The sequence below is a fragment of the Flavobacterium sp. B167r genome (genome assembly GCF_056824315.1).
Genome location: NZ_CP124859.1, coordinates 1009266 through 1022627, shown reverse-complemented (window position 1 = coordinate 1022627; position 13362 = coordinate 1009266). Strand labels below are relative to the sequence as shown.

General features: G+C 33.9%; 13 protein-coding genes. 4 read left to right on the top strand and 9 right to left on the bottom strand.

Features of this window, described 5'->3' with window-relative positions; genetic code table 11:
- The first annotated feature begins 153 nt into the window (after nucleotides 1-153).
- Entirely contained in the window at nucleotides 154-807 is a 654-nt protein-coding gene (locus QLQ96_RS04775) for an HD domain-containing protein (protein ID WP_482495114.1), read from the top strand.
- A gap of 477 nt (nucleotides 808-1284) precedes the next feature.
- Here QLQ96_RS04775 and QLQ96_RS04770 read toward each other — a convergent pair whose 3' ends face one another.
- The 5 genes from QLQ96_RS04770 to QLQ96_RS04750 form a co-directional block, all read right to left on the bottom strand.
- The gene (locus QLQ96_RS04770; protein WP_482495113.1) at nucleotides 1285-1407 is read right to left on the bottom strand and encodes a hypothetical protein; all 123 of its coding nucleotides are present in this window, start codon (nucleotides 1405-1407) and stop codon (nucleotides 1285-1287) included.
- 190 nt (nucleotides 1408-1597) lie between these two features.
- Entirely contained in the window at nucleotides 1598-1723 is a 126-nt protein-coding gene (locus QLQ96_RS04765) for a FeoB-associated Cys-rich membrane protein (RefSeq protein ID WP_286972067.1), read from the bottom strand.
- 6 nt (nucleotides 1724-1729) lie between these two features.
- Nucleotides 1730-3829 carry a ferrous iron transport protein B gene (gene feoB / locus QLQ96_RS04760; protein WP_482495111.1) on the bottom strand — a complete coding sequence of 700 codons (2100 nt, stop codon included), beginning with the start codon at nucleotides 3827-3829 and terminating at the stop codon, nucleotides 1730-1732.
- The gene (locus QLQ96_RS04755) at nucleotides 3829-4068 is read right to left on the bottom strand and encodes a FeoA family protein (RefSeq protein WP_008465698.1); all 240 of its coding nucleotides are present in this window, start codon (nucleotides 4066-4068) and stop codon (nucleotides 3829-3831) included. Before QLQ96_RS04755 ends, feoB begins: the two co-directional genes overlap by 1 nt.
- Before the next feature lie 103 nt (nucleotides 4069-4171).
- Nucleotides 4172-4837, bottom strand: a complete 666-nt coding sequence (locus QLQ96_RS04750; protein ID WP_482495109.1) for an SCO family protein — start codon at nucleotides 4835-4837, stop codon at nucleotides 4172-4174.
- Nucleotides 4838-5065: 228 nt separating this feature from the next.
- On the opposite strand from QLQ96_RS04750, the gene QLQ96_RS04745 reads away from it, so the two are divergent.
- A complete protein-coding gene (locus QLQ96_RS04745; RefSeq protein WP_482495108.1) occupies nucleotides 5066-7126 on the top strand; it encodes a M13 family metallopeptidase in 2061 nt (686 codons plus the stop codon).
- Between the two features lie 107 nt (nucleotides 7127-7233).
- On the opposite strand, the gene QLQ96_RS04740 is transcribed toward QLQ96_RS04745, so the two are convergent.
- Together QLQ96_RS04740 and hemB are read right to left on the bottom strand one after the other, a co-directional pair.
- Nucleotides 7234-7632, bottom strand: coding sequence for a c-type cytochrome (locus QLQ96_RS04740; RefSeq protein ID WP_482495106.1), 399 nt, complete (start codon nucleotides 7630-7632; stop codon nucleotides 7234-7236).
- 1 nt (nucleotide 7633) lies between these two features.
- Complete coding sequence (gene hemB / locus QLQ96_RS04735; RefSeq protein WP_482495104.1) at nucleotides 7634-8629, bottom strand: porphobilinogen synthase; 996 nt, start codon at nucleotides 8627-8629, stop codon at nucleotides 7634-7636.
- Between the two features lie 261 nt (nucleotides 8630-8890).
- Here hemB and QLQ96_RS04730 point away from each other — a divergent pair, with 261 nt between their 5' ends.
- Together QLQ96_RS04730 and QLQ96_RS04725 are read left to right on the top strand one after the other, a co-directional pair.
- Complete coding sequence (locus QLQ96_RS04730; RefSeq protein ID WP_482495102.1) at nucleotides 8891-9523, top strand: hypothetical protein; 633 nt, start codon at nucleotides 8891-8893, stop codon at nucleotides 9521-9523.
- Between the two features lie 2 nt (nucleotides 9524-9525).
- Nucleotides 9526-11376, top strand: a complete 1851-nt coding sequence (locus tag QLQ96_RS04725) for a hypothetical protein (protein ID WP_482495101.1) — start codon at nucleotides 9526-9528, stop codon at nucleotides 11374-11376.
- 47 nt (nucleotides 11377-11423) lie between these two features.
- Here QLQ96_RS04725 and QLQ96_RS04720 read toward each other — a convergent pair whose 3' ends face one another.
- Together QLQ96_RS04720 and QLQ96_RS04715 are read right to left on the bottom strand one after the other, a co-directional pair.
- Nucleotides 11424-12311 (bottom strand): fructose bisphosphate aldolase, encoded by an 888-nt coding sequence (locus tag QLQ96_RS04720; protein ID WP_482496916.1) that lies wholly within the window; start codon nucleotides 12309-12311, stop codon nucleotides 11424-11426.
- A gap of 91 nt (nucleotides 12312-12402) precedes the next feature.
- A complete protein-coding gene (locus QLQ96_RS04715; protein ID WP_482495100.1) occupies nucleotides 12403-13341 on the bottom strand; it encodes a DUF4421 family protein in 939 nt (312 codons plus the stop codon).
- Nucleotides 13342-13362 lie beyond the last annotated feature (21 nt).

Below are 13362 nucleotides of genomic sequence, written 5' to 3'. Positions count from 1 at the left end.
TTCGCTCAGGAAGACATAAAATAGAATTGAAATTTAAAAACTTTGCCTAATGCAACAAAATTGCTTTAGGTTTAAAAAGAATATATTTGTTGATTGTTGAAGGTTTAAAATCTTTAACAATCAACTTTTTTTATAAAACGTAAAAACTTCTGTATGAGCGATTCACAACTGATTATTAAAACCATTGCTTTTGTTAAAGAAAAATTAAATGATGCCGAAGGCGGACATGATTGGTTTCATATAGAACGCGTTTTTAAAAATGCACTTTTGATTGCAAAAGAAACAGAGTGCGATCTTACAGTAGTACAATTGGGAGCTTTATTGCACGATATTGCTGATAGTAAATTTCATAACGGAGACGAAACTATTGGACCCAAAACTGCAAGAGCTTTTTTAGAGGATCAAAATGCTTCTGAGGAGATAATTACCCACGTTGTCAATATCATTGAAAATATCTCTTATAAAGGCGGAAATTTCGAAAGAAAGTTCTCTTCGGTCGAATTAGATATTGTACAAGATGCAGATCGTTTAGATGCGATCGGTGCAATTGGTGTTGCAAGAGCTTTTAATTACGGCGGATTTAAGAATCGAGCTTTATATAATCCAGAAATTGCTCCTGTAACCAATATGACAAAAGAGGAGTATAAAAAGAATAATGCTCCAACGATAAACCATTTCTACGAAAAGCTTTTATTGCTAAAAGACAAAATGAATACCCAAAAAGGAAAAGAAATCGCAGCGGAAAGACATCGTTTTATGGAAACATTTCTTTCGCAGTTTTATGCCGAGTGGGAAGGGTTAAAATAGTTTTCAGTCTCGGTCTCAGTTTACAGTTTCAATCTGAATTTTTTGTCTCTTCTTTAATTTAGTATTTGGTCGCAGTATAAATCTTTCATCTTAAAAGCCTAAAACCTTTAAGAGATAAAATAAAAACGGCTCCAATGTAGAGCCGTTTTGTTTTCAAGGTCGATTATAAATTATTAGTAATGGTACAATTACAAATTGGATTCTAGAATACACATTATTCCAAAAGCGCATAAAAATCCAATTGAAAACCATAACAACCTTGTAACGTTATTATCTCTAATGATTTCGCTTTTTTCAAATTTTGTCATGTTGAATGTATTTTGAATATTTTCAAAAGTAATTTGAACAAGCGTAACAATTATGTTTCAGGAGGTTTTTTAAGTATCAGAATAAGACATTTTCTAACTTTCGGCTTTTAGTCTCAATTTTATAAGTATTTCATTTTTAATCTATCATGCTAAAACTTTAGACAAAAAACTATTGATTGTTTTTCATTATCAAATAAGTAATAATTGTAGCACAGAAAAAACCTACTGCAAACCAAAGCAAGCGAGCAACTCTATTGTCTCTTACTATTTCTATTTTATCTTCTTTTGTCATTTGCGATGAATTTAAAAAGCAAAGGTAATTTAAGAAAAATATACTAACGGGTTACTTTTGGCTTTAAAAATATCAAAATAAGACATTCTGAGGTTTGAAAAAGAAAAGCTTCAAATAGATTTTAATTTCTATTTGAAGCTTTTCCCCTTTGTACCCATGTACCTTACCACCTTTTTTCCTTTAAATAAAACTAAGAACATCCGCAATCTGTTCCGCTGCCGCAATCTTTTTTCTTTTTAGATTTAAAAAAGAATTTTTTAATAAGGAAAGCAACTGCTAATCCTAATATGGCGAAGGCTATAATTTCTTGAAACATAACTTTTTATTTTAATAGCTGATAAGCGATTAATGCAGTAAAATAAGCCAATCCACTCATGAAAACTAACTGCATGGCAGGCCATTTCCATGAATTGGTTTCTTTTTTTGTAATGGCCAATGTACTGGCGCATTGCATGGCAAAAGCATAAAAGAGCAATAATGAAATTCCAGTTGCAAAGTCAAATACTTTCTTGCCAGTATCTGGACGGACTTCTGCCTGCATTTTGCTTTTTATGGTCGATTCGTTATCAGCATCTCCAACGCTGTAAATAGTCGCTAAAGTTCCAACGAAAACTTCACGCGCTGCAAACGAACTGATTAAGGCAATTCCGATTTTCCAGTCGTAACCCAAAGGCTGAATGGCTGGTTCAATCGCACGCCCCATTAATCCGATATATGAATTCTCTAATTTTTGAGAATTAACTTCATTTTCAAACTGCGTATCATCCAAAGTTGTATTCGCAAATCTTTCTTTTACGATAGTTTCTGCTTCATTGAATTCCTTTCCAGGACCGTAAGAAGCCAAAAACCATAAAATAATCGAAATCGCAAGGATAATTTTTCCAGCTCCAACAACAAATGCTTTTGTTTTCTCAACCACATTAATCCCAACATTTTTAAGAAGTGGCATTTTATAACTAGGCATTTCGACTACGAAATACGTTTTATTATCAAGTTTTAAAACCTTATTCAAAATATAAGCAGATAAAATTGCTGCAAAAAAGCCTAAAACGTAAAGTGACATTAATGTTAATCCTTGAACATTTAAAAATCCAAAAACACGTTTACTCGGAACGACAAGCGAAATAATAATGGCATAAACAGGTAATCTTGCTGAACAAGTCGTGAATGGCGTTACTAAGATCGTAATAAGGCGTTCTTTCCAGTTCTCGATATTTCTTGTTGCCATAATTGCCGGAATTGCACAGGCGGTTCCTGAAATCAAAGGCACAACACTTTTTCCTGAAAGCCCAAATTTGCGCATGATTTTATCCATTAAAAATACGACACGGCTCATATAACCGCTTTCTTCTAAAATCGAAATGAATAAAAATAAGAATGCAATTTGTGGAATGAAAATGATAACTCCACCAATTCCCGGAACAATTCCCTGCGAAAGCAAATCGGTTAAAATACCGCTTGGCAGTTCTTTTGCAACCCAACTGCTTAAAGAAGCAAAAGTGCTGTCAATGAAATCCATCGGAATGGTTGACCAGCTAAAAATCGATTGGAAAATCAAAAACAAAATCGCAAAAAAGATAACGTAACCAAAAACTTTGTGCGTTAAAACGCGGTCAATTTTGGCGCGAATGTCTTTTGCCATTGAAGCATCAACTTTCAAACCTTCTTTTAAAACATCATTGATAAACTGATATCTTTTGATGGTTTCTTTCTGCTGTAAACGTTTTAATTCAGAATGCGATTTGGTAAAAGTGCTTCTGATTTCATTTCGATCTAAATTCAAGAAATTGACATCTTGCGTAATTACCAGCCACAATTTGTACATCAATTGGTTTGGAAAAGCTTTTTGCAATTTTTCAAAATACTCAGGATCAATTACAGAAGCATTCAAACATGGTTCGTGCGGGATCGTTTTATAAGAAACAATCAATTCTTTTAATTCTTCAATTCCTAAACCTTTTCTTGAACTGACTAAAGCAATTTTTGTTTTTAGTTTGTCTTCTAAATACGGAATATCCAAAGAAATCCCTTTGCGTTCCATACGATCTGACATGTTGATGACCAAAATCGTCGGAATTTCAAGGTCTTTTATTTGAGTGTAGATGAGTAGATTTCGTTTCAGATTTTCAACATCTGTTACAACAACTGCTACATCTGGATATAATTTATCGTTTTTGTTTAATAAAAGCTCGATTACCACGCTTTCATCCATCGAACTTGCATTCAAACTATAAGTTCCAGGTAAATCTAGAATATTAGCTTTTATGTTATTAGGTAATTTGCAGAATCCGATTTTCTTCTCAACCGTAATTCCAGGGTAATTCCCGACTTGTTGGTTAAGACCTGTTAATTGATTAAAAACGGAAGTTTTTCCGGTATTTGGATTTCCGATAAGGGCAACATTGATATTCTGAACGCTCATTACAAATTGGTTTTGATAAGTTCAACTTCAATTTCACGAGCTGTTTCAATGCGAATTGCAACATGAGAACCATTAATATCTAAATATAAAGGATCACCAAAAGGAGCAACCTGCAGCAATTCAACTAAACTACCAGGCAGACAACCCATTTCTAATAATTTAAGTGGAATAAGATCGATATCAAAATCTTTGATAATGGCTTTTTCGCCTTTTTTCAGAGTGTGTATTGTATTTTGCAAGCTTATTTAGATTGAATTTAGATTGCAAAAATAGGCAATTATTATTTATTGAAAGGCATTTAACCGTTGGACAAATGCTAAAACTTTCTAAAAATAAGGGATTTTACTCTTGAGAAAGGAATTCGATGTCATCCAAAAGACGTTTTACATCTTCTTTATTTGTTCCATCATAAAAACCTCTAACGCGGCGTTTTTGGTCAACTAAAACAAAATTCTCTGTATGCACCATATCATAAAGCTGATCTGGTCTTCCCAATTTCACAGCCAAATATGATTTTCTGGCCATCGTGTAGATTTCTTTTTTATCGCCAGTAACCAAATTCCATTTGCTGTCTACAACTCCATATTTTATGGCGTAAGCTTTTAAAATAGAAACACTATCAACTTCAGGAAAAACGGTGTGGGAAAGCAACATCACTTTCGGATTGTTTAAAACTGCTTTCTGTACATCAACCAAATTGGTAGACATTTTTGGGCAAATCGATCCGCAAGTGGTAAAGAAGAAATCGGCAACATAGATTTTTCCTTCGTAATTTTTTTGGGTAATCGTATCGCCGTTTTGATTTACAAATGAAAAATCCGCAATTGTGTGGTATTTGCTTTTATATTGAACAGTACTGTCAACCAACTCAGGATTTACATCGGCTGGATTGTAAATTGGAAGTGTCTTTTTAGGTTTTAAAGCCGAGTAAAACAAAGATATTGTAACAACCGAAAATACTATTAGAACAATAAAGAATTTGCGGTATTTATATAAAAGCGATTTCATAAAAATAATTTGGCGCAAAAATACGAAAAGGAGTTTTTAAAAGCTTTACGGAATTATTTTTTTAACAGCCTTTTGTAACTTTTAGAATCAATTTGATGACTAATGAAATCGGTTTGTGATTTGTATTTGTGAAATTTCTTTTTATTTGAGAGTTTACAGTTACAATTTTAACACAATTTTCAAAATAATAACAATATGTTTGTATTTTCCATTAAACCATAAATTTTTATGAAAAAACAATTAGCTAAACCAGTGTTTGGTGTGTTATCTGCAATGTTTTCTATAACTGCCGTGAATGCCCAAAATACGCCAAAAGAACCAGGCATTAATGTCTCGTACATGAATGCAAAAATTAGTCCGAGTCAGGATTTCTTTCAATATGTAAACGGAACTTGGCTGGATCAGACAGAAATCCCAAGCGACAGAACTTCTTGGGGAAGCTTTAATGAATTGCGTCAGAAAACAGATGACAATTCGTTGGCTATTTTAAAAGAAGCTTCAAAAAATCCAAAGTACAAATCAAACACCGATCAAGGAAAAGCGATTGCTTTGTATAATACGGTTTTAGATACTATTGGCAGAAATAAGTTAGGAGTAAAACCGCTTCAGCCGACTTTAAAAAAGATTGATGCGATTAAAAATGTAACTGATTTGCAAAACTTTCTTACCGAAATGCAAGCGCAAGGCAACGGTATTGGCTTTTTTGGAGTTTACGTAAGTGCCGACGCTAAAAACAGTAATAAAAATTCGGTAACATTAAGTCCGGGAACTTTAGGATTGTCTGACAAAGATTATTACAATGCTGATGATAAAGATTCTAAAGAAAAACGTGAAAAATACGAAGTTCACGTTGCTAGAATGTTGCAATATATTGGCGAATCTCCAGCGAAAGCAAAAGAAAGCGCAAAGCAGATCGTGGCTTTAGAAATTGAAATGTCTGCGCCAAGATTGGATCGAGTTGAAAGAAGAGACCGCAGAAAACAATACAATCCAACCGCAATTGCCGACTTGAAAAAGAATACGCCGTCTATTCAATGGGATAAATATTTCACAGGAATTGGAATGACAAAACTGGATACGGTGAATGTTGCACAGCCGCGTTATATGATTGCTTTGGAAAAAACTTTCACAGAGAAAAAAGTAGAGGCTTGGAAAGAATATTTAAAATGGTCTGTAATAAACCGTTCAGCATCTTCTTTAAGTACAGATATCGAAAATGCTAATTTTGATTTCTACGGAAAAACATTAACAGGAGCTTTAAAACAACGTCCGCGTGAAGAAGTGGCCTTGCAAGTTGTGAATGGAACAACGGGAGAAGCTTTAGGAAAACTTTATGTAGAGAAATTATTTCCTGCTGAAGCGAAAGACAAAGCAAAGAATATGATTGCGAATGTCATGAGGGCTTATGAAAACAGAATCAATGCGTTGCCCTGGATGTCTGCAGAAACAAAATCTAAAGCAATCGAAAAACTAAATAAACTGACGGTTAAAATCGGATATCCTGATAAATGGAAAGATTATTCGGCTTTAGCACTTAAAAATGTAAATGAAGGCGGAACTTATTTTGAGAATATGAAAAGCATATCAAAATGGTCATATGCTCAAAGTTTAGACAAATTAGGAAAGCCAGTTGATAAAACAGAATGGGGAATGTCTCCGCAAACGGTTAACGCTTATTTTAATCCTTCGTACAACGAAATTGTATTTCCTGCTGCGATCTTACAGCCGCCGTTCTACAATTATCAAGCAGATGAAGCTGTAAATTATGGCGGAATTGGTGCTGTAATTGGTCATGAAATCTCTCATGGTTTTGATGATTCAGGAGCAAGATACAACGCTCAAGGAAATTTAGTAGACTGGTGGACAGCTGATGATTTAAAACAATTTACAACTCTTGGAGGAGAACTTGCTGCACAATACAGCGCTTTGGAACCGCTTCCAGGAATTTTTGTTGATGGTAAATTTACTTTAGGTGAAAACATTGGAGATTTAGGCGGAATCAATGCGGCTTATGATGGTCTTCAATTGTATTTGAAGGAACATGGAAATCCAGGTTTAATTGACGGATTTACTCCAGAACAACGTTTCTTTATTTCTTGGGCTACCGTTTGGAGAACAAAAACAAGAGACGAAGCAATTAAAAGTCAGGTAAAAACAGATCCGCACTCGCCGGGAATGTACAGAGCTTATGTGCCAATTCAAAATGTTGATGCTTTCTATAAAGCTTTCGATATCAAAAAAGGAGATAAAATGTATGTTGAACCAGAAAAACGTGTTAAAATCTGGTAATTAATTTTTAATAATGAAAAAGGGGCGGTTTCGAATTTCGGAACCGCTCCTTTGCTATATGTTTGTTTTTTACTACCGATGAAATGTTCCTACAGAACATAGTGCGGTTATTTCAGCTGACTGTAAATGTATGTTTCAATTGCTTTCAATTCTTCATCAGACATGAATTTAGTAATTGCAAAATTGGTTTTCATAACTTCAAACTGACTCGGATCAACTATTGGTTCTGCATTTCCTTTTAAGAAAGTTACGATATCGCCATTTTTGTCTTTGTAGATTTTGGCAATTTCTTTAATGCTTGGTCCAACCACTTTTTGATCTGGTTGATGACAAGCAAAACAATTTCCAGCACCTTCAAAAAGCTGTTTTCCTAATTCTTCTGGACTTTTGGCTTTTGCCGATTCTCCTTCAGAAACAGATTCGGTTGCTGCGTTTGTCGACTCAGAACCTTCTTTTTTACAAGAAGCAAAAGCTAAAACTGCAGATAAAAATAAGGCCTTTTTCATCTTATTTCTTTAAAAGTATTGCCGCTTCTTTAGCAAAATAAGTAGAAATAAGATTGGCTCCAGCACGTTTGATGCACATTAATTGTTCCATCATAATCTTATCGTGATCTAACCAACCTCTTTCAGATGCGGCTTTAATCATGGCATATTCTCCAGAAACCTGATAAACGGTTACAGGAACATTTACCGTATTTTTAATTTCGCGAACGATATCCAAATAAGCAATCCCTGGTTTTACCATAACCATATCTGCGCCTTCTTCAACGTCAGACAAAGCTTCTTTAATGGCTTCAATTCTGTTGGCATAATCCATTTGATACGTTTTTTTATCTTTTGGAACAGCAACATCAGCTTCTTTTGGAGCAGAATCTAGAGCGTCTCTAAACGGACCATAAAATGCTGAAGCATATTTAGCAGAATAACTCATGATTCCAACATTTTGAAATCCAGCAGCATCCAAACCTTCGCGAAGGCGTAAAACACGTCCGTCCATCATATCGCTTGGCGCAACAAAATCGGCACCAGCTTCTGCGTGAGAAACCGCCATTTTTACTAAAGCATCAACAGTGCTGTCGTTTTCTACGTCGCCATTTTTTATAATTCCGTCATGACCGTAGATTGAATATGGATCTAAAGCTACATCTGGCATTACAATCATTTCTGGACAAGCCACTTTTATGGCACGAATAGCTTGTTGCATTAATCCGTTTGAATTCCAAGCTTCTTTTCCTGTATTGTCTTTTAGGTCTTCGCTAACTTTTACATAAATGTTAACTGCGCGAATTCCTAAATCAAAAAGTTCTTTTACTTCTTCAACCGTTAAATCTATTGATCTTCTAAAAATTCCTGGCATTGATGGAATTTCGCCTTTTACATTTTCGCCTTCAGCAATAAACATTGGAAACATAAAATCCGACGGACTTAAACTGGTTTCACGAACTAAAGAACGAATTGATTCATTTACTCTTAATCTTCTGCCTCTTTGTAATGGGAACATATAATTTTAGATTTTAGGTTTTAGATTTTAGATTAATCTGTTGGATTTAATCTTTTCTAAAACCCTAGTTGTTTTTTATTTTTTTTGAAGTTGTGTTGCTTTTTACAAGCGGTGCAAAGTTAAAGAAAAAGGAACAGAATAAGGCGTTTAGCTTGTTGCAGAATCCGTTAATATTATCTAAAAATTTGGATTTTTTTGTGGTTTTAAATTAGAGTTTAATGAATGCATGGTTTTTCAGAATATTCCATCTAAATTTGTGTAATGAAGAAAATTCTCGCTTTATTATGCAGTCTGCTCTTAACGAGTTGTTTTGAGATTACAGAAAGAATCAAACATCACGACGATCAAAGTGGTGAATATACTTTGATGATTGATTTTTCGAAATCTTGGTTTAAAACCAAATCGGCTATTTGGCTGGAAGAAGTTGATGGAGTAAAAATTCCGAACGAACAGGAAATTACGGCGAAACTTTCCGATTTTAAAGAAAAAGCTTTGAAGATTAACGGAATCTCGAATGTTTCTACCAAAACCGATTTTCAGAATTACGTTTTTATAATCAAACTCAATTACGCGAATCTAAAAGCATTGAATGCCGTTGTAAATACGATAAACAATCAGCGCGATCAGATTCACTTTAGCGGAAGCGGCAAAACTTTCGAAAGAATTGCTTCGTATCCCATTTCAGAAAAAGTAGTAAACGACCCGAAGAAAAAGAAAGATCTAGAAGAAGCGAGCATTATTTCTATTTACACTTTCGATAAAGACATTTTGGCTGTAGATAATGCAAACAGCAAAATTTCAGCAAATAAAAAGACGGTTTTTTTAAAGCAAAGTATGTACAGCGTCTTTAAAAAATCGACATTAATGAATAATACCATCCAATTAACGCCTTGATCATGAAGCATTTTTACACCTTAATTTTTCTATTCGCCACGTATTTCTCTTTCGGGCAAAAAAACACAGACAAATTCGACTATTTTGTACAATTTAACGGAAACCAGCTTGCTAAAAAAGTTAGCATTGATGAGGTTTTAAATCATCCGATTTTAACGAAATACATCGATAAGAAACCCGATTTCGATCTTCGCAAATATGCTGCTATTATTAGATTGGATGATAAAATTACCATTCATGGAAATTTCTTAGATTCTGTTCCTTTTTACCAAGTTACAATTCCAGTAAAAAGTAAAGAGGCGGTTAGAAAATATTTAATTGAAAAGCAGGGAGCGAATGGGACAAAAGGTTCAATTGAAGATTTCGGAAAATACGAAGTTTATACGCCAAGTGGAGTAAAAAGATCATTTGTTTGGAATGATAATTATTTGGTTGTTATTGAATTAACAAAACGACTTCCTTCTAAATTTTATGATATTGCAGAAACTTCAGCAGCAATGGATTCTATTTCAATATCAGAACCTTATGAAGAAACGGTGGTTGATGCACCAGTTTACGGAGTTCCAATGACTGAAAATCCACCAAAAATTGAAGAACCCGCTTCAAAAAATACGGATCCAATAATATTTGATGAACCTGCAGAAAGCGATCATTTGTATGATGGAAATCCTTATGAAGAATATACTGTAGAACAAGCGGAGTTTGATAGAAAATTAGCAGAGAAACAGCGAGCAATTATAAAAGCATTATTCGAAAATGGATTTACACCGCCGAGTTCTGTCAAAATAAATGCTTCGGCAGATATTTCGTCATGGGTAAATTATGGCGGAATGATATCTAGTTTGTATTCTATGTATAATTATCCGCTTTCGTTATTTGGAGGTTATGACAAATACTTGCCAATGCAGAAGAACTTCGGGAATTTTATAAAAGGAATTAATGTTGATTTTTATTTTGATAATGATAATGCCCGAATCGAAGAAGTGGTAGAATATTCTCCAGAAATTGCCGATGTCGTGAGCAAAATCAGCAATAGAAAAATCAATAAAAATATCTTTAATTATTTCCCAGCTCAGAAACCTCTGGGTTATATTTCATATCATGCCAATACAAAAGCAGCCCTTGAAAATTTTCCGTCATTGATGACAGAATTATTTCAGACCCCAAAACTTGCAAAAGAAGATATTACGCTTATTACAGATTTAATATCGACAATAGTCGATGAAGAAGCAACAGCAAAGCTTTTCGATGGTGATTTAAGCGCTTTTTTATATAACATGAAAGAAGTTGAGGTCATGACTAAAAAATATGGCTATGATGAGAATTACGAAGAAAAGATAACAGAAGAAAAAGTGAAAAAGAATATTCCGCTGTTTTCTGTAATTTTTACCTCTACGCATCCAACATTTGGAGATAAATTATTGCAATTGGGCGTTCGTAAAAAAGTCTTAGTTCAAAACGGAAATTTCTATACAATTGTGGGAACTCAAGAATATGATAATATATTTATTGTAAAAGATAAAGATGTAGTGATTGTTTCTAACACGAAAGATTATTTTGGTGCAGGCAATGGATCTTTTGTAAAAAATACCAAGAAAGATTTGAGCAAAAACTATATTTCTGGAAAACTAGACATTTCGCAAACAATCAAAACATTTGGTAAAAATGCAAAAGACTCAGAATTGGATAAAATGACTAGAATTTCTTCTCAATTCTCAGATTTCTCGATCGAATCGCCTAAAAAGCTAATTGATAATAAATTGAAATTCGTTTTTAAACTAAACTCTTTCAAGTCTGATAAAAACATCATTTTGCAGACTTTAGATTTAGCCAACGAAATGACTGCTAAATAATTGAAAACAAAAATCCCTGAAACACTTCAGGGATTTTTTTATGTTTTTTATTGAATGGAAGCTTCGTAAATCTCTTTGATTGAATTGCCAAGCTGTGAATTAAACTCTTCGTCAGATTGCCCAGCGCTCAATCCTTCTGATAAAGCTCTTGAAAAACTCGCAATCAGTCCGTGGTTTTCTGCCAGTTTTTGGTTAGCATCTTCTCGCGAATATCCGCCCGAAAGCGCTACAACACGTACCACATGAGGATCTGACATTAAATCGCTGTAAAAATTATTTACTGTCGGAATAGAAAGTTTCAGCATCACTTTTACTTCTTTATCCAAAGAATTGAGCTGTTTTTTGATTTCGTCTTTCAAAATCTGTTCTGATTTTTCTTTATCCGAACTATAAATATCAACTTCAGGCTCTATTATTGGGATAAGTCCTTTTTCGAATATCTGTAAACCAACTTCAAATTGCTGTTTTACAACTTCCTGAATTCCTTTTTGATTTGCTTCTTTGATAACGGAACGCATTTTAGTTCCGAAAATCTTGCGTTCTACCGCACGATCTAATAATTCATTTAGATTAGAAATTGGTTTCATCAGCTGAACTCCATCTGCAAGTTCTGCAAGACCTTTGTCAACTTTCAAAAAAGGAATGATATGTTTTTTCTCCCAAAGAAAATCTGCAGTCCATTGTCCGTCGATTTTACGATCCATTGTGTTCTCAAACAAAATAGCTCCGAGAATATATTTACTGTCAAAGGCTGGACTTTTGATAATTCTAGTTCGCATTTCATGTACAAGAGTGTACATTTCTTCTTCATTTGAATACTGAATTTCTTCAACGCCATATTGCGATAATGCCTTTGGTGTACTGCCGCCGCTTTGGTCTAATGCTGCGATAAAACCTTTTCCAGAATGCATGAGATTTAACTGTTCGCTGTTTATATTTTTCATAACAATGAATTTTAGTTTTTTATAAATCTCTGTAATTTAAGGATTTTAATTCGGCTTTATCTTTAATTCGAGTTAAGATTTCTTACAAACCTATTTTTTCATTGACTTTTTCATAGACTTCCTTTACTTTTTTTGGAGGATCAAATCGGTAGCCAACAGAAAGTTTTACAGTAGCAATATTGTCATTCAATCTTGGATCTGCTTTATCATCTTGTGCAAAACTTACCGTATTAAGACTTGCAAAACCAAAGAAACGGTCTTTATTGTAGGCCAGTTTTAAATTGAAATCGGCTTGGTATAAAGCTGAGGTTTCGCCATCAATATCATTAATTCCTGCTCCTAAAGCAAGTCCAGCTCCAATTAAAACCCGATTACTGATTACAAAGTTGTAAAAATAGGCGGGAGCCAAAGTAAATACATACATATCTCCAGGAGATGAATCGGGAATGTTTAAATCGAGATTGGTGTAATAAAAAGAGAAGGAGGGAATGAAACTTCCAGAACTTTTGGTCTGCCATTCGTTTTGGCTGACCAATGTTTTAAAGGAGAATTTATCATTGAAAACATAAGAAGTCGATCCGCCGATTTTGGTAGTTCGCATGTGAGGCAATTGTGCCGTAATGTTTTCATTGCTGATATAAAAACCTTTTTGATTAATGAAGGTAAACGACTGCATCCATTTTTTATAATAAAAACGGGTGTTGAAATTAAAGTGTTTGGAATTGGAATCGCCCTTGTTTCTGCTCAGAAATTTGGGAGCAAAACCAATCGTAACATCAATAATTTTATAATTTAAGTTGAAACCAATCTGTTCTCGTCGATTGGGAATTAGATTGACATATATTTTCGGATCTTGATTATCTGAAGCAATCTCAAAACTATTGGAAGTATCTAAATAATAAACGCTGGCAGTAATTTTATCACTATAAGATTTAAAATACGGATTCTGCAAAGTATCATTTTGTGCAAAACACCCCAAAATGTTGGTGAAGAATATGGCGTAAATTAGTTTTAAACGCATAGAAACATAGTTTTTAGATAA

Bases quoted from the DNA above. Each gene is read 5' to 3' on its own strand.
- QLQ96_RS04715 (WP_482495100.1), bottom strand. From the start codon at position 13,341: ATGCGTTTAAAACTAATTTACGCCATATTCTTCACCAACATTTTGGGG.
- hemB (WP_482495104.1), bottom strand. From the start codon at position 8,629: ATGTTCCCATTACAAAGAGGCAGAAGATTAAGAGTAAATGAATCAATT.
- QLQ96_RS04740 (WP_482495106.1), bottom strand. From the start codon at position 7,632: ATGAAAAAGGCCTTATTTTTATCTGCAGTTTTAGCTTTTGCTTCTTGT.
- QLQ96_RS04775 (WP_482495114.1), top strand. From the start codon at position 154: ATGAGCGATTCACAACTGATTATTAAAACCATTGCTTTTGTTAAAGAA.
- feoB (WP_482495111.1), bottom strand. From the start codon at position 3,829: ATGAGCGTTCAGAATATCAATGTTGCCCTTATCGGAAATCCAAATACC.
- QLQ96_RS04750 (WP_482495109.1), bottom strand. From the start codon at position 4,837: ATGAAATCGCTTTTATATAAATACCGCAAATTCTTTATTGTTCTAATA.
- QLQ96_RS04765 (WP_286972067.1), bottom strand. From the start codon at position 1,723: ATGTTTCAAGAAATTATAGCCTTCGCCATATTAGGATTAGCAGTTGCT.
- QLQ96_RS04725 (WP_482495101.1), top strand. From the start codon at position 9,526: ATGAAGCATTTTTACACCTTAATTTTTCTATTCGCCACGTATTTCTCT.
- QLQ96_RS04770 (WP_482495113.1), bottom strand. From the start codon at position 1,407: ATGACAAAAGAAGATAAAATAGAAATAGTAAGAGACAATAGAGTTGCT.
- QLQ96_RS04730 (WP_482495102.1), top strand. From the start codon at position 8,891: ATGAAGAAAATTCTCGCTTTATTATGCAGTCTGCTCTTAACGAGTTGT.
- QLQ96_RS04745 (WP_482495108.1), top strand. From the start codon at position 5,066: ATGAAAAAACAATTAGCTAAACCAGTGTTTGGTGTGTTATCTGCAATG.